The following is a 21978-nucleotide window of genomic DNA, read 5'->3' as shown; positions in this document are numbered from 1 at the left end:
GAACGGGCGTCGAGCCGCGCGATGACGGACAGGACCAAGGCAGGACTCAGGACAGTGAAAGACGACACGCCGGCAGGCAAGCCGCGCACGAAGCCGGCGGAAGTGCGCCTCGAGGAACTGATGGCGGCGGCCGAGACGCTGTTTCTCGCGCAGGGCGTGGAAGCGACGACCATCAGCGAGATCGTCGAGCACGCGCAGGTCGCGAAGGGCACGTTCTATCACTACTTCGAATCGAAGTCCGACATGCTCGCCGCGCTCGCGCAGCGCTACACGGCGTCGTTCCTCGACCGTTTGCAGCACGCGGTGGACGCATGCGACGCCGACGACTGGCTTGCGCGCCTGCGCGCGTGGATCCGCGCCAACATCGAAACCTACGCGGCGACCTACCGCACGCACGACATCGTCTACACGAACCACCATCACCACGATCGCGCGAATGCCGACAAGAACGCGATCCTCGACCAGCTCGGCGCGATTCTCGACGGCGGCGCGCGGGCCGGCACCTGGCGGCTCGCGCACCCGCAGGTCACCGCGCTGCTGATCTATGCGGGCGTGCATGGTGCGACCGATCACATCATCGCGGCGCCGGAAGCGGATCGTGCCGCGTTCGTCGATGCGGTGGTCGACGATTGCCTGCGGATGCTCGGCGTCGGCGCGTAACGCGCCGCCAGCGCACAGCCATGAAAAAGGGCGCCCGAGGGCGCCCTTCGTGCATCCGGAATCCGGACCGCTCAGCGGCCGATCAATTCGTCCGCGAATTGTGCTTCTGCAGGTACGCGATCAGCCCATCGATGCCGCCCGATGCGAGCTGGCTCTTGAACTGGCCCTGGTAGACCTGGATCAGCCACGCGCCCGACATGTCGATGTCGTAGATCTTCCAGTCGTTGCCGACCTTGCCGAGACGATAGCCGACCGACTGGCTGTCACCCGGCGTCGTGACCGTCGACTGGACGAGCGCGTCGGCGCCCGACGCGCCGCCGGCCTTGAACGAGAACTTCGCGTCCTGGCTGCCGAGCTGCGCGAGCGATGCGGCGTAGGTGCGCGTCATCAGCAGCTTGAACTGCTTGTACAGCTCCTGCTGCTGTTGCGGCGTGGCCTGCTTCCACGCGTCGCCGACCGCGATGCGGGTCGTGCGCTCGAAGTTGGTCGCGGGCAGGAAGCGCTGCTCGACGACCGCCGAGACCTTCGCCATGTCACCGCCGCGTGCGGCCGGATCGGCCTTCATCGCGTTGACGGTACCCTCGACCGCATTGCGGACGATATCGACCGGCGCGCTCTGCGCAAAAGCGGAAACCGACACGGCGGCCGCCGCGACGAAAGCAAACAGTTGACGTTTCATACGAATATCGCTCGATGAGAAAAAACGACCGGTTCATTGCACCGGCCGACGGAGCAAAGTATACCGGGCCCGACGCCTCGGTGCGCCGCCGTGACCGACTGTTACCTTTCAGATCCTTTGTCACAGGCCGGCGGCGGCGCGTCGAAGCAGCCCGGCGCCGTTTATGTAAATATCCCCTTACAAACCGGCCAGCCACCGGTATCGATTCCGCCGCCGCGAACAAATCTCCTTCCGTTCTCGTAACCCCCAACGTCACGACCGCCGCCACGCCGCGCCGGTATACTTGGCTACTTTGCCCTTTCCAGCCGCTCCCCACCGCCACATGGTGACATCTCTCATCGTCCGACTCGTTGCATGGTCGGTACGCCGGCCCGTCTGGGTCGTCGTGCTGTCGCTCGTCATCGCCGCGCTCAGCGGCGTCTATGTCGCGCAGCATTTCAAGATCAACACCGACATCAGCAAGCTCGTCGATGCGGAACCGCAATTCGCCGCGCTCGGCCACGCCGTCGACACAGCGTTCCCGCAACGCAACGGCACGATCCTCGCGGTCGTCGAGGCGCCCGCGCCCGAATTCGCGAATGCCGCCGCACAGGCGCTGACCGAAGCACTGCAGAAGGATGCCGCCGCCGGCCGCATCGGCCAGGTCGCCGAGCCCGGCGGCGGGCCGTTCTTCGAGCACAACGGGCTGCTGTTCCTGTCGCCGCAGGAAGTCACCGATACGACCGCGCAGCTCGCGAGTGCGCGCCCGCTCGTCAACGAACTCGCGAAGAACCCTAGCCTGACCGGGCTCGCCACGACGCTCTCCACCACGCTCGGCCAGCCGCTGCTGACCGGCCAGGTGAAGCTGCCGACGATGGCGAAGCTGCTCGCCCGCAGCGCCGCGACGGTCGACGACGTGCTGGCCGGCAAGCCGGCCGCGTTCTCGTGGCGCGCGCTGGTCGATAACGATGCCGCGCGGCAGCCCGCGCGCGCGTTCGTCACCGTGCAGCCCGTGGTCAACTACGGCGCGCTGAAGGCCGGCGCGGCAACCAGCCAGGTGATCCGCGACGCGGCCCGTTCGATCGACCTCGAGAAGCGCTACGGCGCGGTCGTGCGCCTGACCGGCGAACAGCCGCTCGCCGACGACGAATTCGCGTCGGTCGAGGACGGCGCGGCGCTCAACGGCGTCTTCACGCTGCTCGCCGTGCTCGTCATCCTGTGGCTCGCGCTGCGCTCGAAGCGGATGATCGGCTCGGTGCTCGTCACGCTGTTCGTCGGCCTCGTCGTGACCGCCGCGCTCGGCCTCGCGATGGTCGGCTCGCTGAACATGATCTCGGTCGCGTTCATGGTGCTGTTCGTCGGCCTCGGCGTGGATTTCTCGATCCAGTACGGCGTGAAGTACCGCGAGGAGCGCTTCCGCGATCCGCGCATCGACCATGCGCTGATCGGCGCCGCGCACTCGATGGGCATGCCGCTCGCGCTGGCCACCGCGGCCGTCGCGGCGAGCTTCTTCTCGTTCATCCCCACCGCCTATCGCGGCGTGTCCGAGCTCGGCCTGATCGCGGGCGTCGGGATGTTCGTCGCGCTGCTCACCACGATCACGCTGCTGCCCGCGTTGCTGCGCCTGTTCGCGCCGCCGGGCGAATCGAAGACGCCGGGCTTTCCGTGGCTCGCGCCGGTCGACGATTACCTCGACCGCCATCGCAAGCCGATCCTGATCGGTACGCTCGTGGTCGTGATCGGCGCGCTGCCGCTGCTCGCATTCCTGCGCTTCGACTTCAACCCGCTGCACCTGAAGGACCCGAACAGCGAATCGATGGCGACGCTGCTCGCGCTGAAGGATTCGCCGGAAGCCGCCGTCAACGACGTCACGCTGCTCGCGCCGTCGCTCGCGCAGGCCGATGCGGCCGCGAAGCGCCTCGACGCGCTGCCCGAAGTCGGCCGCACGACCACGCTGTCGACCTTCATCCCCGCCGACCAGCCGGCCAAGCGCGCGGCGATCGCCGCGGCCGCGAGCGACCTGCTGCCCGCGCTGACGCAGCCGCCCGCGCCGCCCGCGACCGACGCGCAGCGCGTCGCCGCGCTCAAGCGCGTGTCGGACCTGCTGAGCTACGCGGCCGAAGATCACCCGGGCCCGGGCGCGGCCGCCGCGCAGCACCTGTCGGCGTCGCTCGCGAAGCTCGCCGCCGCGGATGCCGCGACGCGCGACCGCGCCGAACGCGCGTTCTCCGACACGCTGCGCATCGCGCTCAACCAGCTCGCGTCGCTGCTGCAGCCGCAGGGCGTCACGCGCGAATCGCTGCCGCCGCAGCTGGTGCGCGACTGGGTCGCGCCGGACGGCCATGCGCTCGTGCAGATTTCGCCGAAGGTGCCGAAGGGCGTCGACCCGGGCGACGACACGATGCTGCGCCGCTTCGCGAAGGCCGTGAAAGCCGCGGAGCCGGGCACGACCGGCGGGCCGATCTCGATCCTGCATTCGGCCGACACGATCATCAACGCGTTCCTGCATGCGGCGCTGTGGTCGATCATCTCGATCACGGTCCTGCTGTGGGTCACGCTGCGCCGCTTCGGCGACGTGCTGCGCACGCTGGTGCCGCTGCTCGTGTCGGGCGTCGTGACGCTCGAGCTGTGCGTCGTGCTCGGCATGCCGCTCAACTTCGCGAACATCATCGCGCTGCCGCTGATGCTCGGCGTCGGCGTCGCGTTCAAGGTGTATTTCGTGATGGCGTGGCGCGCGGGGCAAACCGGCTTGCTGCACTCGAGCCTCACGCATGCCGTCCTGTTCAGCGCCGCGACGACGGCGACCGCATTCGGCAGCCTGTGGCTGTCGCACCACCCGGGCACGTCGAGCATGGGCAAGCTGCTCGCGCTGGCCCTGACCTGCACGCTGATCGGCGCCGTGGTGTTCCAGCCCGTCCTGATGGGCAAACCGCGCGTCAAACGCGCCAAGAACCAATCGCAAGGAATCAATGAATAAGGTGCGAATCATTGCGGCGACCGTTGCCGCCAGCGCGGCGCTGACCGGCTGCGCGACGGGACCGAACCGCAACCCCAACGACCCGCTCGAGCCGATGAACCGGGCGATGTACAAGTTCAACGACACCGTCGACACGAACATCGCCCAGCCGATCGCGAAGGGGTACCAGAAGGTCACGCCGACGCCCGTGCGCACCGCGATCAGCAACTTCTTCTCGAACCTCGGCGATCTCGGCAACATCGCGAACAACCTGCTGCAGCTCCGCATCACCGATGCCACCGAGGATCTGATGCGCGTGGCGATGAACTCGGTGTTCGGCGTCGCCGGCCTGATCGACATCGCGACGCCCGCCGGGCTGCCGAAGCATCACCAGGACTTCGGCCTGACGATGGCGCGCTGGGGCGTGCCGTCGGGCCCGTACCTCGTGCTGCCCGTGTTCGGGCCGAGCACGATCCGCGACGGCGTCGGCCGCGCGGTGGACGTGCGCTTCAACCTGCTGAACTACATCGAGCCGGCCGCGCGCAACCCGATGTACATCGCGCAGTTCATCAGCGCGCGTTCGGATCTGCTCGGCGCGACCGACCTGCTGAAGCAGGCCGCGCTCGATCCGTATTCGTTCGTGCGCGACGCGTACCTGCAGCAGCGCAAGTCGCTGACGTATCGCAGCCAGTCGTCGTCGGCCGCGCTGCCGGCCTACAACGAACCGGGTGAAGCGGGCGCCGTGCCGGCCGCGACGCCGGCCGTGCCGGGGCTGCCGAACTACGAGGATCCGGGCGAGTCGGGCGGTGCATCGGGCGCCACGCCGAGCAATGCACCGGCCGCGCCGGGGCTGCCCCAGTACGACGATCCGGGCGCGGACAACGCGATGCCCGCGAGCGCGCCTGCTGCTGCATCGGCCGCTGCGCCGGCTGCGGCATCGGCGGCCGCACCCGCGACACCCGCGAGCGCGCCGGCCGTGCAGCAGTAACGCTGCAGCGGCCCCCGCCACAAAGACAAAGAGCGCTGCAGATGCAGCGCTCTTTTTTTGTCCGCGAGAAACGGAAAACCGGGGGGAGAAGGGCGAGACAGGCGGCGCGTGCCGCTCAGGCGATCCGCATCGCACCGGCACGCTCGAACGCGTGCCGCGCCTGGATCAGCGTCGTGCGCGCCGCGCGCGCATCGCTCGCGACCTGCAGCAGCGGGCCGAGCTGCGACGGCTGCTTCAGCAGTTCGCGCAGGATCGGCAGGATCGCCGTGCTGCCGTCGTCGCGCAGGCCGGCCGTTGCCGCGCGCGGCAACGTGCGCCACGCCGGATCGACGATCGCGCGGCACACCGCGAACGGTACGCCGCGCGCCGCCGCGAAGGCCGCCGCGATATGCGACTCCATGTCGACGGCGAGCGCGTCCTTCGCGCGATGCAGCGACGTCTTGTCCTGCTCGCTGATGACCGGTGCGCCGACGGCCGCGATCGTGCCGCGCGTGACGCGCGCCCAGACGGGCGTGTCGTGCAGCGCGGCGACGAGCCGTGCGCTCCAGCCTGCGTCGGTCTCGACACGGCCGAACGGCCCGTCGATCGCGCTCGCGACCACGAGCGCGCCGGGCGCCAGGTCGGGCGCGAGCCCGCCTGCCGTGCCGAAGCTCACGATGCCTGCGCAACCGCGTGCGGTCGCCTCGGTCAGCGCGCGTTCGAGGCGGTCGGCCCGTGCGGCAAAGACGGCTTCGACGCCGTCGCCGCGCGCGATGCGCGCCTCGAACGCCATCCCCGTCACGGCGATGACGGGCAGCGAGCCGGTGGATTGCGGCGCCACGCGTTACAGCCCGACCGTCACGCGCGTGGTGTTGTCGCGCTTCAGGTTGCGATAGCGGGCGAGCGCCCACAGCGGGAAGAACTTGCGATAGCCGTGGTAGCGCAGGTAGAACACGCGCGGGAAGCCCGTCGCCGTGAAGCGCGTCTCGTCCCACAAGCCTTCTTCGTTCTGCTCGGCGATCAGGTAGTCGATGCCGCGCGCCATCGCCGGGTTGTTCACCTCGCCGGCCGCCATCAGGCCGAGCAGCGCCCACGCGGTTTGCGACGCGGTGCTCGGCGCCTGCTCGAAACCGCGATAGTTCAGCTTGTAGCTGTCGCCGTCCTCGCCCCAGCCGCCGTCCTTGTTCTGGATCGACAGCAGCCATTGCGCACCGCGCTTCATGCGCGGATCGTCCGGCGTCAGGCCGGCCGCATTCAGCGAGCACAGTGCCGTCCACGTGCCGTACACGTAGTTCATCCCCCAGCGGCCATACCAGCTGCCGTCCGGCTCCTGCTCCTTGAGCATGTAGTCGAGTGCGCGACGCGCCGGCTCGCTGTTCAGTGGCGTCTCGCCGAGCTGCGACAGCATCGACAGGCAGCGGCCCGACACGTCGGCCGTCGGCGGATCGAGCAGCGCGCCGTGATCCGAGAACGGGATGTTGTTCAGGTAGTACTGCGTGTTTTCCGGTTCGAACGCGCCCCAGCCGCCGTCGCTGCTCTGCATCCCGACGACCCACTCGCGCGCCCGCGCGATCGAATCGCGATACGCGTCGTTCTGCTTGAGTTGCTGCGCGCGCTCCATCGCCACCGCGACCACCGCCGTATCGTCGACGTCCGGGTAGTGTGCGTTCGCGTACTGGAACGCCCAGCCGCCGGGCCGCACGTGCGGGCGGCGCGAGATCCAGTCGCCGCGCACGTCGAGGATCTGCAGCGGGCGCAGCCATTCGAGGCCGCGGATCGCGGCATCCTCGGCACGCGCGTCGCGCGTTTCGAGTAGCGCATGCGCGGCGAGCGACGTGTCCCACACCGGCGACAGGCACGGCTGGCAATACGCTTCGTCATCGTGCACGACGAGCAGCTTCTCGATCGACTTGCGCGCGATCGCGCGGTTCGGGTGATCTTCCGCGTAGCCGAGCGCGTCGTACATCATCACCGCGTTGGCCATCGCCGGATAGATCGCGCCGAGGCCGTCCTCGCCGTTCAGGCGCTCGTCGACGAACGACACGGCCTGACGGATCGCGCGTTCGCGCGTGTAGTTCGGGAACAGGCCGTCGACCGCGCGCAATGCATGGTCGACCACGCGGAAGAACGCGAACCAGCCGGGGCTCTGGTGGCCCTGGCGCGGCAGCAGCCCGGCGTTGACGGGCGGATCGACGAACAGTTCGTCGATGCGCACGCCGCGCGGGTTCTTCGCGAGCGGGCGCTTCGCGTTCAGCACGAGCAGCGGCACGATCACCGTGCGCGCCCAGTACGACACCTTCGACAGATGGAACGGGAACCACTGCGGCAGCAGCATGATCTCGACCGGCATCATCGGCACCGCGCGCCATGGAATCGCGCCGTACAGCGCGAGCTGGATGCGCGTGAACACGTTCGACATCTCGGCGCCGCCCATCGCGTGGATGGCACGGCGCGCACGCAGCATGTGCTCGGCGTTCTCGTCGTCGCCGATCACCTTCAGCGCGAAATACGCCTTCACGCTCGCGCTGATGTTCGGCGCGCCGTCGGTGAACAGCGGCCAGCCGCCGTCGGCCTGCTGGATGCGGCGCAGATACTTGCCGATCTTCTGTTCGAGCTCGAGGTTCGGCGTCTCGCCGAGATAGTGGACGAGCAGCACGTATTCGGCGGGAATCGTCGAATCGGCTTCGAGTTCGTAGACCCAGTGGCCATCCGCGTTCTGCGCGGCCAGCAGCGCGTCGGTCGCACGCGCGACGGCCGTATCGACGCCGGCCGGCACGGCGCCGGCGGACAGGGTAGCCATTTCGGTGAGATCGTTCATCGGTCCCTCTTTTACTTACTGTGTCTGGAGCACGTCCGCGGCCAGCTGGCCGGAGCGGATCGCACCCTCGATCGTGGCGGGCAAGCCGGTGGCAATCCAGTCGCCCGCCAGCACGAGATTGGTCCAGCGCGTACGCACGGCCGGACGCTTCATTTCCTGCGACGGCACCGCCGCAAAACCCGCGCGCGGCTCGACGACGAGCTGCCACGCGGGGATGGTTTCCGGGTTCGCGCCGGTCACGCGCGCGACGTCTTCCCAGATGCGCCGCGCGAGCGTGTCGCGCGGCGTGTCGAGCCAGCGGCCCGCGTCGCGGATCGTCGCCGCGAGCTGGCCGCCGCCGGTGCGCACCGTATCCACCACGCCGTTGATGACGGTGGTCTGCAGCGGATTGCCGGCCGGGGTTTCGACCGCGAAATACGCGGTCACGACCGCACTGAACGTCTCGGGCGCGGTGAGTTCCGGCACGAGCGGCTGCGCGACCTCGGGCGGCACGGCCAGCACGACGGCGTCGCCCGGCGCGAGATCGATCCGCTCGCCGCCAACCGAAACCGCATCGACCGCGTTGCCGTGCGCGCCGAATTCGAATGCGTCGAGCCGCGAGTTCAGCCGGATCTGCGCGCCGCCGTGCTGCAGCATCCGCAGCGCCGGTTCGACGAATGCGCTGCCGAGGCCGTGTCGCGCGACGAGCGGGCGGCAAGCGGCGCCGCCCGCGGAAAACGTGCTGCACAGCGCCGCGCGCGCGAGTTCGGCACTCGCGTGACGCGGCTCGACGTTCAGCACACCGAGGAAATACGGCCGCAGCCAACGTTCCCACAACATGCCGTCGCATCGCATCGTCTGTGCGAGTGAGCGGCCCATGCGCGCGAACGCGAGCGGCGCGAGCGCGAGGTAGTCGAGCGGCGTCGTGTCCGGCGCACGCGACGCGGCATCGAACAGCCACGAAGGCCAGCGCCCGCCGCCGAAGCGCAGCGTCCAGCGCTGCTGCGACGCGACGTCGACGACCGGGAATTCAGGCAGCGCCGGCCCCGTGAGCTGGTCGGCCGCGCCGATCGCGCGCAGGTAGCGCTGCGTCGCGGGCTGTCCCGCGAACACCGTGTGCAGGCCGCTGTCGAGCGTCGTATTCAGCGTCCCGTCGAACCACGAGCGGCAGCGGCCGCCCGCATGCGCGTGCGCGTCGTGCAGCACGATGCGTCGCCCGCGGCGTTGCAGTTCGACCGCGGCCGACAGGCCGGCAACGCCGGCGCCGATCACGTGGACGGTCCTGGGCATCGACTCGGTCGGCTCAGAACAGCGCGTAGCGCGCGGCGATCATCAGCATGCGTGCTTTCGGCTTGCGCAGCGGCGCGCGCGGGAACGCAAAGCCGCGTGCGATCGCGGCTTCGAGGATGCAGCGATACGCGCCCGACATGATGCGCGGCGCCTTCACCTGCGCACGCGCGCAGGTGTCCATCACCGCGTCGGCCTGGCGGAAGTGCTCGAGCGCGCGCTCGACGAGCGTCGCGCACACGCGCGGCAGCGCCGGATCGCGCACGATCGTCGCCGGGTCGGTGATCGCGATGCCTTCGCGCGCAAGCAGCTCGCGCGGCAGGTAGCAACGGTTGATCGCCGCATCGTCGTCGATGTCGCGCAGGATGTTCGTCAGTTGCAGCGCGCGGCCGAGGTGATGCGACAGCTTGATCCCTTCGGCTTCCGGCATCCCGAAAATCCTCACCGACAGCCGGCCGGCCGCGCTCGCCACGCGATCGCAGAAGAGGTCGAGCGTCGGTTCGTCGGGCGCGCAGATGTCTTCGACCGCATCCATCGCCATCCCGTCGATCATCGCGTGGAAGTCGTCGCGCTGCAGGTTGAATGCACGGATCTCGCGATCGAGCGCGGCCAGGTGGCGCGGCGGGCGGCCGGCGAAGCACGCGTCGATGTCCGCGCGCCAGCGGTCGAGGCCCGCGTGGCGCTCGGCGCGCGGCAGGTCGCTGTCGGCGATGTCGTCGACCGCGCGGCAAAACGCGTAGACCTGGAACATCGCATCGCGCTGCGCAGCCGGCAGGATGCGCATCGCAAGATAGAAAGAACTGCCCGATGTGACGGCAGCGGCGTCGGTTTCTTGTTCGTCCACGACGGAATGGGAAACGGCCAAGACGAGCTCCACGGAGACACCCACGCGGGGCGATTGAAGAAGCCATGCCCGGCTGGGATGGTCAGGGTGTCAAATGCGTGCGAGATATGCGAACGATCGACACAGACAGGCACAAATTGCCGGCCGGAAGCCGGAATTGGGCGAAAGTATAGCAATCTTTGAAGTTCGATGGCGGACACGCGCCGCATGCGGCGGCAGGCCGGAAGCCGTTGACCGGCAAGCGCGGCCGGCCCGGGCAGGCGCCGGCGCCGGCGGCGCGTCAACCGTAGACGATGTCGCGTTGCAGGTCGAGCGCAATGAGCCCCATTTCGCGGGTGAGCTGCAGCATCGAGCGGCGTTCGAGGCGCGAGCCCATGAAGCTCGTCACGCGGCCGTCGGGCTCCGCGGTGAACTGGAATGTCGCGCCGCCCGTGCCGAACCACGCGCCCGGCACATCGGGCGATTCCTGCCAGTCGATCTGCGCGAACACGCGTGCGATGCCCGCACGCACCAGGTCGCCCGGGCCGATCGCCGGCGCGATGTCGCCGAGGTCGTCGAGCGAATAGGGGCCGGGCTTGTCCGGCCTCCGGTAGAAGAGATAGTCGACGTTCATGGGGCGCAATCGCAGGCAAAGCAACAAATTAGCGTGCTTCGCGATAAATTCAAATCAGATACGAACGAAATGTGGCCTGTACGAGACAAGAGGGACGGATCGAATCCGGCCCGTCAGGGCGTACACGGGTTCGTCTAAGATGACACCTTTCTCAAGATCTGAAGACCCGGACACCATGGAGACGAACGCAAGCGCCACCCCGCAGTCCGATCATCCCGTTTTCGTGCTCGTGCACGGCGCCTGGCACGGCGCGTGGTGCTACGCGCACGTCGCGGCCGCGCTGGCCGCGCGCGGCCACCTGTCGATCGCGCGTGACCTGCCCGCGCACGGCATCAACGCCCGTTTTCCCGCTTCCTACTTCGCACGCCCGCTCGACAAGGACGCGTTCGGCGCCGAGCCGTCGCCGGTCGCGAACACGACGCTCGACGATTACGCCACGCAGGTGATGCAGGCGGTCGACGACGCGTACGCGCTCGGCCGCGGCAAGGTCGTGCTCGTCGGGCACAGCATGGGCGGCCTCGCGATCACGGCGGCCGCCGAACGCGCGCCGGACAAGATCGCGAAGATCGTCTATCTCGCGGCCTTCATGCCCGCGTCGGGCGTGCCGGGCCTCGACTACGTGCGCGCACCTGAAAACCAGGGTGAAATGCTCGGCCCGCTGATGCTGGCGAGCCCGCGCGTCGCCGGTGCGCTGCGCATCGATCCGCGCAGCGGCGACCCCGCCTATCGCGAGCTCGCGAAGCGCGCGCTATACGACGACGTGCCGCAGGCCGACTTCGAGGCCGTCGCGAACCTGATGAGCTGCGACGTGCCGGCCGCGCCGTTCGCGACCGCGATCCCGACGACGGCCGCACGCTGGGGCGCGATCGACCGTCACTACATCAAGTGCCTGCAGGATCGCGTGATCCTGCCCGCGCTGCAGCAGCGCTTCATCGACGAAGCCGACGCGTTCGCGCCCGGCAACCCGACCCACGTGCACCAGCTCGACAGCAGCCATTCGCCGTTCATGTCGCAGCCGGCCGTGCTCGCCGGCGTACTGGCCGACATCGCGAAAAGCTGAGCGCGGCACGCGCCCGGCGCATACGCTCCGCGCACGGCGGGGCGTATGCGCCACCTACGCATACGCGACCGACCGGTCGCGCCCGAGCCGCTTCGCGCGATAGAGCGCGGCGTCGGCCTCGTTGACGAGCACGTCGCTGGTCGGCGCGCCCGCCTTCGCACACGCGCCGCCGACGCTCGCCGTCACCGGCACGCTGACCCCCTCGGCATCGACCGGCACGCTGCCGATCGCATCGCGCACCTTGTCGGCCACGAGCATCGCCTCGTCGAGATTCGTGCACGGCAGCAGCAGCGCGAATTCCTCGCCGCCGAAGCGGCCGAACGTATCCTGCGCACGCACGATCGACGCGACGCGACGCGCGGTCTCGCGCAGCACGGCATCGCCGGCGGCATGCCCGAAGCGGTCGTTGATCGTCTTGAAGTGGTCGAGATCGAACAGCAGCACCGACAGGTCGCCGCCATAGCGCTGCCAGCGCGCGAATTCGTCGCTGAGCCGCGCCTCGAAGAAGCGCCGGTTCGCGATGCCGGTCAGGCCGTCGCGATTCGCGTGCTCGCGCAGCTTCGCGACCGCTTCCTCGCGCTCGCGCTGCATCACGCTCACATGCGTGACGTCCGAGATCGTCACGCACACGGCTTCGACGTCGCGGCCGCGCGTGAGCGGCATGAACGTGCAGTCCTGCTGCATGTAGTCGACCCCGCCCGTGATCGGCCGGTCGTGCTCGAAGCGGAACAGGTAGGGCCGCTGCTCCCACGAGCTGAACGCGAAGCTGCCGAGCTGGAACACGCTCTCGAGCTTGCGCGACAGCCACGCGCGCGGCAGGTCGGGAAAACAGTCGAACAGGTTGCGGCCGATCACGTCCGCGGCCGGGATGCCGCTGTGGTCCTGCATGAAGCGATTCCACATCAGCACGGTCATCGCGCGGTCGAGCACGAACAGGCCGAAGCCCACCCGCTCGATCACGAGGTCGCTCAGCGACGAGGTGGCGGCCGTCATAGCGCGGACAGCAACGCGTCGAGCGCGTCGCCCATCAGCCGGATCGAATCCTCGGCCATCAGCATCACGAAGTGGGCGCGGAACGCGTGGTCCTCGAGCCCGAAGTTCACTTCCAGCAGCAATGCCACGCTCCAGGCCAGCTCGGTCGGCTGGAATACGTCGTCGAACGACACGTTCGCGCCGAGCAGCCCCGGCGGAAAGAACACGGGCTTGCGGCCGAGCTCGTCGAGGATCGACGCGACGCACGCGCCCATCAGCACGTTCGCGACGTCGAACACGACTTCGTCGGGGGTCGCCATCCCGCCGTACACGCCATCGCCGAACGTGCGGTCGACGACCGACATGAGCCGCGCGATGCTCGCGGTGCGGCACAACACGATCGCCTCGCCCTTGATGTCGGAACGAAAACCCTGGCGCACGGCGGTCACGTTGTCGTGAATGCCCGTCATCTCGCGCAGCGCGTCGCCTGCGTCGGTCGCTTTCACGACCCGCACGCGCGGCACCGACAGCTCGATGAAGTGCCCGAGCAACAACGCGAGCCGCGCGGCGGCGCGGCCCATTGCGAGGTTGGCGATCTCCTGCAACGCGTCGCGTTGCTCCGCCGTGAACACCGAGTCAGGCATACAACCCATACTCCTTGAGAATGGGCAGCAATGCCTCCGACGTCACGGGCTTGGCTACGAATGCGATCGCGCCCAATTCGCGCACGCGTGCTTGCGCCTGCGGCTGAATATCGGCGGATACCACGATCACGAACGTGTTCAGATCTTCGTGGCGCAGTGTTTCCAGGACCTGATATCCGCTCATGTCGGGCATCGTCAGGTCCAGAAACATTACGGAAGCTTTGCCGTCACGATAGAGCGCCAAGGCCTCTCGACCATTCGCGGCATACGCGACTTCGACGTCCCAGCCTCCCGGCAGCGCCTTTGTCAGAAGTTTGCGAGCGAGCAGCGAATCGTCGGCAATTACAATCGGCAAAGGCATGGGGCGATGCGGTATACGGAATGGTCTCTCTCGCGTTAACGACCGCGCGGCGCACTTCTTTAGGCGCCATGCGTTCGGGTGTGCGGGCAACCGTCTGGCGGCCGCGCGCGGGCGCCGCGACGCGGAGTGCGCGCGACGCACCGCGCGGCGAACACCGGCGGGCGCATATATCTGTCATAGGGAAAGCAAGGCGCGATTCTCTGAGTAAACCGGAGGCGATGCAACTCGCCATTTTCAGCATTTCGAACAGAATTGGTCCGAACACGCGCCATTCCGAAAACAGTCACGACCATTTTCGAGATAAGTACGCAAAATTTTTCCTTGTGTACGTTTGCGCTGCCGGATTCGTCGCGTTTTCAATCTGACAATTTCCCCCTGTCGAAATCGACAGGATGGCTGGCGTCCGGGGCCGTGCGGCGGGCCGTCGCAACTCGTTTATGATGGCAGGCACCTCCGCCTCACCCGCTTCCTCGATGATGTCCAACCGGCCCGCCGATTCCCACGCTCCCGCCCCCCCGCCCGCCGACGACTGGCAGGACGACGGCAACTATGCGGCCGGTGCGCCCGAGCACGATTTCGCGGTGCGTCGCATGACGCTGATCGTGCTGCTCGTCGCGGCGATCGTGCTGCCGTGCATCTACGTCGTGGTGATGGCGTACAACGACCTGAAGACGCGCGAGGCCGCCGCGAGCGACGTGACGATGCGCACGGTGCGGGTGGCCGAGGAGCACGCGCTCAAGGTGTTCGACCTGAGCGAGACGCTCGATGCGCGCATCGTCGATCTCGTGCAGGACATGGACGACGCGACCGTGCGCAACCGGGAGTCCGACATCCACGAAGCGCTGAACACGATCGGCGGCGGCTATCCGCAGGTGGCCGCCGTGTCGATCTTCGGCGCGAGCGGGATGCTGCTCGCGAACAGCCTCTACTATCCGGCGCCCTATGCGTCGATCGCGAACCGCGACGACTTCGCCGGCATCCGCGACGGCAAGGTCATCGAACACATCTCGCGGCTGATGATGGGGCCGCTCAAGCTCGAGAACATTCCCGTGTTCAACACGGGCGTCGCGCGGCGCCATAGCGACGGTTCGTTCGCCGGGATGGTGTCGATCGCGCTGAAGTCGTCGTATTTCAACGCGTTCTACCGCGACCTGCTCGGCGGAGTGAGCACGCCGATGACGATGGCGCTCGCGCGCTCGGACGGCGCGGTGATCGCGTCATATCCGCCGCCGCCGGCACTCGCGCACACCGATCGCGCGGTCACGTTCGGCGACGCGCGCAACGATCCGCGCGCCGGCGTCGTGCGCGTGCGCCACGACGGCGCGAGCAGCGAGATCGTCGCGTATCGCCAGGTCGGCAGCTATCCCGTCTACGTGACATGCGCGTACCGCACGTCGGCGATCTGGCATGAATGGTACGAACACCTGAGCGTGCTGTTCATCTCGATGTTCGCGCCGTCGGTCGCGCTGTGGTCCGTGATCTGGCTGTCGCTCAAGCGGCTGAAGGCGGAAGAGGAGGCGTGGGACCGCTGGCAGGCCGAAGCGTCGATGCGGCGCTCGATCGAATCCGCGTACCGGCAGTCGCGCAAGATGCAGGCGCTCGGCAATCTCGTCGGCAGCGTCGCGCACGACTTCAACAACCTGCTGATGATCATCTCGAGCAACGTGCAGATCGCGCGGCGGCGCGGGGTCCAGCATCTCGACAAGGAACTCGGCGCGATCGAGCGCGCGCTGAAGAACGGGCAGTCGCTCACGCGCCAGCTCCTCGGTGTCGCGCGCAAGCAGCCGCTGCACAACGAAACGATCGACGTCGGGCAATGGCTCGGCACGTGCCGCGAATTGCTGAAGACATCGCTCGGCTCGAAATCGTCGCTGGTCGTCGCGATCGAGCCGGGTGTCTGGCCGATCCGCGTCGACGTCGCGGAGCTCGAGCTCGCGGTGATCAACCTCGCGGTCAACGCGCGCGACGCGATGACGACCGGCGGCCGCTTCACCGTCGGCGCGCGCAACGTGACGCTGCGTCGCGAAGACGGTTTTCCGCTCACCGGCGATTTCGTGCAGATCTCGCTCGACGACACGGGCTCGGGCATGGCGCCCGACGTGCTCGCGCGTGCGTTCGAGCCGCTGTTCACGACGAAGGCGCAGGGGATGGGGACGGGGCTCGGCCTGCCGCAGGTGTTCGCGTTCTGCGAACGCTCGGGCGGCCTCGCGACGATCGACAGCGCGGTCGGCGCCGGCACGTCGGTGCGCCTCTACCTGCCGCGCGCACGCGTCGAGGATGTCGTCGCGCGGCCGCCGGCGGTCGTGCAAGATGCGGGGGCGGGGGCGCTCGCCGGGCTGCATGTGCTGCTCGTCGAGGACAACGGCGAAGTCGCGGCCGGCACCGAAGCGCTACTGTCGCTGCTCGGGCACCGGGTGACCTACGCGCCCACCGCCGACGACGCGTTGCGCCTGATCGAAGGCGCGGCCGCGAACGACGCGTTCGATCTCGTGATTTCGGATATCCACATGCCGGGCCGCCTGAACGGTATCGACCTCGCCGAAGCGGTCGAACAACGGCCGGAGAAACTGCCCGTGATACTCGTCACGGGTTACGCGGAGGAGCTCGACCGCACGCGCACCGTCAACGTTCGCGTGCTGTCGAAGCCGTTCGACATCGCGCTGCTCGACGAGATCCTGCTGGGCATCCGTGAAGCGCGCGATGCACGACACGCGCGGCACGCCGGCACGTGACCCGCTGCGTGCGGGCCCGCGCCGGTGCCGGCGGCGTGATCGGGTGGGGCGCTCAGGCCGACTTCAGCAAGCGCACCCAGCCCGTGTAGCGATCGACGAAGCCCTGCAGGAACTTGCGGGTGTCTTCGCTGACGATCTGGCCCTGGTCGTCGATGCGCGCCGGATCGTGCTTGATGAACATCTCGGGCTGCCCGAGCGTCTTCACGTCGAGATACGCGAGCACGTTGCGCAGGTGCTGCTGTGCGAGCGCGGTGCCCGTCGCTCCCGGCGACGTGCCGAGCACGGCACCCGGCTTGCCCGACCACGAATTGGAACCCCATGGGCGCGAGCCCCAGTCCAGCGCATTCTTCAGCACGCCCGGAATCGAGCGGTTGTACTCGGGCGTGAAGAACAGCAGCGCGTCGGCGGCCTCGATCGACTGCTTGAAGCGCTTCGCGACTTCCGGGAAATCCGCGTCGTAGTCCTGGCTGTATAGCGGCAGCTCGCCGATCTCGACGAACTCGAACGAGAAATCGGCGGGGGCGAGCGAGATCACGGCGTGTGCGAGCGCGCGGTTCCACGAAGCGCGACGCAGGCTGCCGACGACCACAGCGATGCGATAGGACATGACATTCTCCTTCCGGTGAGTGAGGAATCGGATCGATTACTTCCGAACGGGCGACAAAGGTCTGTTTATAGGCAAGCCAGCCCGCGAACCGCCCCACGGGGCCGTCCGGCCGACTTTCCACAAGGTTTTCCACAGAAATTGTGGATAACTCGGCCGTTATGCTCTGACATTACAGATTGCCTACCGCGAGTCGTTGCCGACCCGCGACACAGGGTTCGGCAAGCATAGCGCAGTGCGCAGGCCGGTTTCGTGAATTCGTGACGGAACATGCATTGCAGGCCGGCACCGCGCCCAGTAAGCTGCTCGCACAGCGATGCGCCTGCCCTGTGGCGCACGCGCGATCGCTTCGAGACTTGCAACCCATTCATGCCGTCCGCCTACGACGATCCCGTTTATCTCGCGCAACTGCGGCGCGACCTGCTGCGCTTCGCGCGGCTCCAGCTCCGTGATGCCGATGCGGCCGAAGACGCCGTGCAGGAAGCACTCGCCGCCGCGTGGTCGCATGCGGGCGATTTCGCCGGGCTGTCGGCGCACAAGACCTGGGTGTTCGGCATCCTGCGCAACAAGCTGATCGACGTGCTGCGCGCGCGGCAGCGGACGGTGAGCCTGTCCGCGCTCGATGCCGAGCTCGACGGCGAATCGGTGCTCGATCGCGAGCTGTTCAAGGAAAACGGGCACTGGGCCGCGCATGCGAAACCGCGACCGTGGCCACGCCCCGAAACGCTGTTGCAGCAGCAGCAGTTCTGGACGCTGTTCGAGGCCTGCCTCGATCACCTGCCGGAGCAGATCGGGCGCGTGTTCATGATGCGCGAATTCCTCGACTTCGAAATGACGGACATCTGCAGCGAATTGACGCTGACGACGAATCATTGCAGCGTGCTGCTTTACCGGGCGCGCACGCGCCTGCGAACCTGCCTGAGCGAACAAGGATTAACGACCGAAGATGCTGCCGGGGAAATGTACTGACGTGACGCGACTGCTGTCGGATGCGCTCGACCGGCATCTGACCCTGCATGAGCGCCTGCAGGTGCGCATACACCTGCCGACCTGCAGTGGCTGCAGAGCCTATCGCGGGCAGATCGCGCTGCTGCGGACGGCCGCGAAAGCGGCGGCGGGGCGGGGGCCTGCCCCGGATGATGATGGTGTGTCGTCCGGGGAAGGCTAAGCCCGGATCGCTCGACGGCGATCGTCCGGGCCGTAGTGGCGGGCTGCCCGGTGATCGAGCTGGCTTCAATTGCCGATGCTCGTGCTAGTGCTTGCGCTGGGCTGACACAATCAGAAAAATACGGCGGGCAAGAATTATTCGAACAGCGCCTGCACCGATTCGGGCGGCCGGCCGATGGCGGCCTTGCCGCGGTAAACGACGATGGGTCGTTGCAACAGAATCGGATGAGCGGCGATCGCCGCATAGGCTTCCGCATCGGTCAGATCGGCGCGCGCCAGATTCAGCGCCTTGTACGGCTCCTCACCGTCGCGAAGCATGTCGCGAACCGGGCGGCCAAGCTGCCGATGCAGCGCTTCCAGTTCCTCGACCGTCGGCGGCGTCTTCAGGTACTCGACGACATTCAACGGCGCACCGGTGGTATTCAGCGACTCGACCAACGCAAGCGTCTCGCGCGACTTCGAGCATCGGGGGTTGTGGTAGATCGTGATCATCTTTCAGGCCTCGAGGGTAGAGCCCTGTATTGTAGCCAGGTCTGTATTGGGGGCTTGGCGGGGCAGGCGACGAGTAATCGGGAGACCGGGCGCGGATTCGCTGCTTCGTAGAGGCCGACGGATGATGCGGTGCGATGGATCGCGAAAGGGGAGTGCTGGTCGGGACGCGCTTCAATGAATTGGTGGGTTTATGCGCATAAAGGCGCGCGGAACTCTATCGCGGGATGGTGATTAAAGGTTCGCGTGCCTGGCCAATACGATGGGGTTCGGTCCGCAAAGGGTGTAGCCGATGGCGCTGCAGGCCGGTTGGTTTATGCGCACAAAGCGGGCGACTGCCGGGCACGAGGATCCTGCGATTCGCGGCGCGGTGAATACAGGCGCTTCGGTGTGCCTGCTTCGGTGTGCCTGCTTCGGTGTGCCTGCTTCGGTGTGCCTGCTTCGGTGTGCCTGCTTCGGTGTGCCTGCTTCGGTGTGCCTGCTTCGGTGTGCCTGCTTCGGTGTGCCTGCTTCGGTGTGCCTGCTTCGGTGTGCCTGCTTCGGTGTGCCTGCTTCGGTGTGCCTGCTTCGGTGTGCCTGCTTCGGTGTGATGCCTGCTTCGGTGTGATGCCTGCTTCGGTGTGATGCCTGCTTCGGTGTGATGCCTGCTTCGGTGTGATGCCTGCTTCGGTGGGATGCCTGCTTCGGTGGGATGCCTGCTTCGGTGGGATGCCTGCTTCGGTGGGATGCCTGCTTCGGTGTGATGCCTGCTTCGGTGGGATGCCTGCTTCGGTGTGATGCCTGCTTCGGTGGGATGCCTGCTTCGGTGGGATTGCAGCGTCGGTACGCTGCCTCGCAGGCTGGCCGCCCGGCACTGGATTCAGGCGCGGCGGCCGGGAGGGGACCTTCGTTACTCGCCGTCTATCGCTCGCGGTTTATGCGCATAAACGTGGCGCCAGGATAGCGCGTTGGGTCGACGCACGCAGGGCAAATGGCACACCTCGATGCTGCATACCCAGCGAGGGTGTACCACTCACAACCTACGATCAGAAGCACCGGCCCTCCCGGCACGATCGCGCGCCATGCTTTCCGCGGAGAGTTTATGCGCACAAACTCTGCGGCTCTCAGCCGGGGCTTACCCCCTCGAACGATAGGGCAGCGCACTGCGACACGCGCGGCAACTCGCACTCACACCGACGTCACCGCACGCAATGCCACCGAGTCGCTCACCGACTTCTCAGGCATCTGCTACACCATCCGATCAAGTCATCTGCCATCGTCGCTTCGTTTATGCGCATAAACCGATAGCCCAAATGGCCAATGCGTAGTTGTTGAACGACAATTTCATTGAAATCCAAATATCGTCCTGTAGAATTCCAACGACCAAAATAGGAGTGAAAATTGGCCGCGGAAATCATTGCAGTCACTCAACAAAAAGGTGGCGTCGGCAAAAGCACGATTGCCATGCACCTCGGTGCCGCGTTCCATGAAAAAGGGAAGCGCGTCCTCGTCATCGACGCAGACCGTCAAAACACGCTGGTTCACTGGTCGAGCGCATCCGGCGACAGCGACACCGGCATTCCGTTTCCGGTCGTCAACCTGGCCGAAGCCGATGGCCAGATCCATCGCGAGATCAAGAAGTTCATCAACGACTACGACATCATCGTCGTGGACTGCCCGCCGTCGATCACCGAGAAGGTATCGGGCGTCGTCCTGTTGGCCGCCTCGATTGCCGTGATCCCGACGTCGTCGTCGCCGGCCGATTACTGGTCGAGCGTCGGGCTGGTCAAACTGATCCAGCAAGCGCAGGTCATGAACGAAGACCTCCGCGCCGTCTTCCTGCTGAACAAGACCGAAGAGAAGCGCATGCTGACCCGCGAGCTCAAGCGTGCGCTCGAAGAGCTCGGCTTCCCGTTGCTGAAAACGCAGATCCCGACCCGGGAGGCGTACAAGCAGGCGATGGCGCTCGGTCAGACCGTACTGCAGATGAACGATCGCGGCGGCAAGCTGGCCGCCGCCGAAATTCGCGCATGCGCCGACGAAATCGTCGCCATGCTGCCCTGACTTTATGCGCACAAAGGAGTCACATGAAACCCTCCCAATTTGCCAAAGGATTCCAAGCGCGCCCGGATATCACGACGAGCGAGAAGCGCACGGCGCTTGATCGACTCAATGCGATCGACGGCATCGTCAAGTCCGAGACCCCCACTCCGGTGCCGACCAAATCCGCGAAGAAAGACATCGCGCCGTCGCCTGCTACCGAACTCACGCTCGACCCGTCGATCGATGAATCGGCGCAATATCGCGCGTGGCGTCTCGAGAACCGCTATGCGCCGGGGCAGGTGATCGAGCTGCCGCTGAAGGCGATCAAGCATAGCCCGTTCAATCCGCGGCACTTCTATCTGAAGTCGTCGATTGCCGAACTCGCCGTCAACCTCGCCAAGCAAGGGCAGCAGCAGGCGATCCACGTGATTCCGGACTACGAGAACCCGGGCACGTATTTCGTCAGCGACGGCGGCCGCCGCGTGCGGGCACTGAAGGAAGCGAACAAGGAATCGGTCAAGGCGATCGTGATCGACGTGCCGATCGGCATCCAGAGCTACAAGCTCGGCTACGATCTCAACGTCCAGCGCGATTCACAAACGGTGTTCGACAACGCCGTCGTGTGGCGCCGCTTCCTCGACGACAAGCATTTCCAGAGCCAGAAGGAGCTCTCCGAGCACCTCGGCCTCGACGAATCGACGGTGGCCGTCGCGCTGTCGATCGGCAAGCTGCCGGAAGCGATCATGCAGGAAATGGTCGCGCGCCCCGATCGCTTCGGTTCGAACATGGCGTATCAGGTCGGCCGCTATCACAATGCGCGCGGCACCGAGGCGACGCTGCGGCTGATCAACAAGATCGTGTCCGACGATCTCAGCACGCGCCAGGTGTCGGACATCGTCAAGGGCCGCGTCGCGGCGCAGGAAACGCCGAAGACCGCGGGCCGTCAGCGCTATGCGCAGCGTCTCGAGATCAAGCTCGGCGGCAAGTCGGTCGGCGACCTGAAGTCGTATGGTGAAGATCGCATCGAATTGCGCCTGCGCGGTCTCCCGAAGGACAAGCGCGACGCGATCCTCGAGCAGCTCGAGCGGATGCTGTTGTCGGAGTGATGGAAACGGCCGGCAGGGCCTGGTAAGGACGCCGGGCCC

Annotated in this window: 20 protein-coding genes; 9 read left to right on the top strand and 11 right to left on the bottom strand. The window is 67.0% G+C overall.

Annotation, left to right across the window (positions count from 1 at the left end):
- Positions 1–21 precede the first annotated feature (21 nt).
- Positions 22–660, top strand: a complete 639-nt coding sequence (locus CFB43_RS17700) for a TetR/AcrR family transcriptional regulator (protein ID WP_089475944.1) — start codon at positions 22–24, stop codon at positions 658–660.
- Between the two features lie 82 nt (positions 661–742).
- Here the strand turns inward: CFB43_RS17700 and CFB43_RS17695 are convergent, their stop codons facing one another.
- Positions 743–1339: an MlaC/ttg2D family ABC transporter substrate-binding protein gene (locus CFB43_RS17695; protein WP_089495929.1), complete on the bottom strand. Its 597-nt coding sequence runs from the start codon at positions 1337–1339 to the stop codon at positions 743–745.
- 322 nt (positions 1340–1661) lie between these two features.
- On the opposite strand from CFB43_RS17695, the gene CFB43_RS17690 reads away from it, so the two are divergent.
- Positions 1662–4295: an MMPL family transporter gene (locus CFB43_RS17690; RefSeq protein WP_089495928.1), complete on the top strand. Its 2634-nt coding sequence runs from the start codon at positions 1662–1664 to the stop codon at positions 4293–4295.
- On the top strand, positions 4288–5262 hold the full coding sequence (locus tag CFB43_RS17685; protein WP_089495927.1) for an MlaA family lipoprotein: 975 nt from the start codon (positions 4288–4290) through the stop codon (positions 5260–5262). The genes CFB43_RS17690 and CFB43_RS17685 overlap by 8 nt, the downstream gene beginning before the upstream one ends.
- 115 nt (positions 5263–5377) lie before the next feature.
- Here the strand turns inward: CFB43_RS17685 and CFB43_RS17680 are convergent, their stop codons facing one another.
- The 5 genes from CFB43_RS17680 to CFB43_RS17655 form a co-directional block, all read right to left on the bottom strand.
- On the bottom strand, positions 5378–6034 hold the full coding sequence (locus tag CFB43_RS17680) for a phosphorylase (RefSeq protein ID WP_241022391.1): 657 nt from the start codon (positions 6032–6034) through the stop codon (positions 5378–5380).
- Between the two features lie 51 nt (positions 6035–6085).
- Complete coding sequence (shc, locus tag CFB43_RS17675) at positions 6086–8059, bottom strand: squalene--hopene cyclase (RefSeq protein ID WP_089495926.1); 1974 nt, start codon at positions 8057–8059, stop codon at positions 6086–6088.
- Positions 8060–8074: 15 nt separating this feature from the next.
- Positions 8075–9328: a hydroxysqualene dehydroxylase HpnE gene (gene hpnE, locus CFB43_RS17670; protein ID WP_089495925.1), complete on the bottom strand. Its 1254-nt coding sequence runs from the start codon at positions 9326–9328 to the stop codon at positions 8075–8077.
- A gap of 13 nt (positions 9329–9341) precedes the next feature.
- On the bottom strand, positions 9342–10190 hold the full coding sequence (hpnD, locus tag CFB43_RS17665) for a presqualene diphosphate synthase HpnD (RefSeq protein ID WP_089459305.1): 849 nt from the start codon (positions 10188–10190) through the stop codon (positions 9342–9344).
- 259 nt (positions 10191–10449) lie between these two features.
- Positions 10450–10782, bottom strand: coding sequence for a hypothetical protein (locus CFB43_RS17655; RefSeq protein ID WP_089495924.1), 333 nt, complete (start codon positions 10780–10782; stop codon positions 10450–10452).
- 175 nt (positions 10783–10957) lie between these two features.
- Between CFB43_RS17655 and CFB43_RS17650 the strand changes: the two genes are divergently transcribed.
- Positions 10958–11842 carry an alpha/beta fold hydrolase gene (locus CFB43_RS17650; protein WP_089495923.1) on the top strand — a complete coding sequence of 295 codons (885 nt, stop codon included), beginning with the start codon at positions 10958–10960 and terminating at the stop codon, positions 11840–11842.
- A 54-nt stretch (positions 11843–11896) separates the two neighbouring features.
- Here CFB43_RS17650 and CFB43_RS17645 read toward each other — a convergent pair whose 3' ends face one another.
- Genes CFB43_RS17645 through CFB43_RS17635 form a run of 3 tightly spaced genes read right to left on the bottom strand, consistent with a single transcriptional unit; the run spans position 11897 to position 13819 of the window.
- Entirely contained in the window at positions 11897–12835 is a 939-nt protein-coding gene (locus CFB43_RS17645) for a GGDEF domain-containing protein (RefSeq protein WP_089443728.1), read from the bottom strand.
- On the bottom strand, positions 12832–13458 hold the full coding sequence (locus tag CFB43_RS17640) for a chemotaxis protein CheC (RefSeq protein WP_039344650.1): 627 nt from the start codon (positions 13456–13458) through the stop codon (positions 12832–12834). The genes CFB43_RS17645 and CFB43_RS17640 overlap by 4 nt, the downstream gene beginning before the upstream one ends.
- Positions 13451–13819, bottom strand: a complete 369-nt coding sequence (locus CFB43_RS17635) for a response regulator (protein ID WP_039344648.1) — start codon at positions 13817–13819, stop codon at positions 13451–13453. The genes CFB43_RS17640 and CFB43_RS17635 overlap by 8 nt, the downstream gene beginning before the upstream one ends.
- A gap of 473 nt (positions 13820–14292) precedes the next feature.
- Here CFB43_RS17635 and CFB43_RS17630 point away from each other — a divergent pair, with 473 nt between their 5' ends.
- Positions 14293–16551: a hybrid sensor histidine kinase/response regulator gene (locus CFB43_RS17630; protein WP_089495922.1), complete on the top strand. Its 2259-nt coding sequence runs from the start codon at positions 14293–14295 to the stop codon at positions 16549–16551.
- 52 nt (positions 16552–16603) lie between these two features.
- On the opposite strand, the gene CFB43_RS17625 is transcribed toward CFB43_RS17630, so the two are convergent.
- On the bottom strand, positions 16604–17158 hold the full coding sequence (locus tag CFB43_RS17625) for an NADPH-dependent FMN reductase (RefSeq protein WP_011353625.1): 555 nt from the start codon (positions 17156–17158) through the stop codon (positions 16604–16606).
- A gap of 366 nt (positions 17159–17524) precedes the next feature.
- Here CFB43_RS17625 and CFB43_RS17620 point away from each other — a divergent pair, with 366 nt between their 5' ends.
- Positions 17525–18124: an RNA polymerase factor sigma-70 gene (locus CFB43_RS17620; protein ID WP_069252807.1), complete on the top strand. Its 600-nt coding sequence runs from the start codon at positions 17525–17527 to the stop codon at positions 18122–18124.
- A complete protein-coding gene (locus CFB43_RS17615; protein WP_089446749.1) occupies positions 18102–18323 on the top strand; it encodes a zf-HC2 domain-containing protein in 222 nt (73 codons plus the stop codon). Before CFB43_RS17620 ends, CFB43_RS17615 begins: the two co-directional genes overlap by 23 nt.
- A gap of 134 nt (positions 18324–18457) precedes the next feature.
- Here CFB43_RS17615 and arsC read toward each other — a convergent pair whose 3' ends face one another.
- Positions 18458–18814, bottom strand: coding sequence for an arsenate reductase (glutaredoxin) (gene arsC, locus CFB43_RS17610; protein ID WP_089495921.1), 357 nt, complete (start codon positions 18812–18814; stop codon positions 18458–18460).
- 1377 nt (positions 18815–20191) lie between these two features.
- On the opposite strand from arsC, the gene parA reads away from it, so the two are divergent.
- Positions 20192–20854: a ParA family partition ATPase gene (gene parA, locus CFB43_RS17605; RefSeq protein WP_011353621.1), complete on the top strand. Its 663-nt coding sequence runs from the start codon at positions 20192–20194 to the stop codon at positions 20852–20854.
- Between the two features lie 23 nt (positions 20855–20877).
- Positions 20878–21939, top strand: a complete 1062-nt coding sequence (locus tag CFB43_RS17600; RefSeq protein WP_089495920.1) for a ParB/RepB/Spo0J family partition protein — start codon at positions 20878–20880, stop codon at positions 21937–21939.
- Positions 21940–21978 lie beyond the last annotated feature (39 nt).

The sequence above is a fragment of the Burkholderia sp. AU15512 genome (genome assembly GCF_002223325.1).
Lineage (GTDB): Bacteria > Pseudomonadota > Gammaproteobacteria > Burkholderiales > Burkholderiaceae > Burkholderia.
Note: the sequence above shows the minus strand (reverse complement) of the source record. Positions and strands in the feature narration are given on the sequence as shown.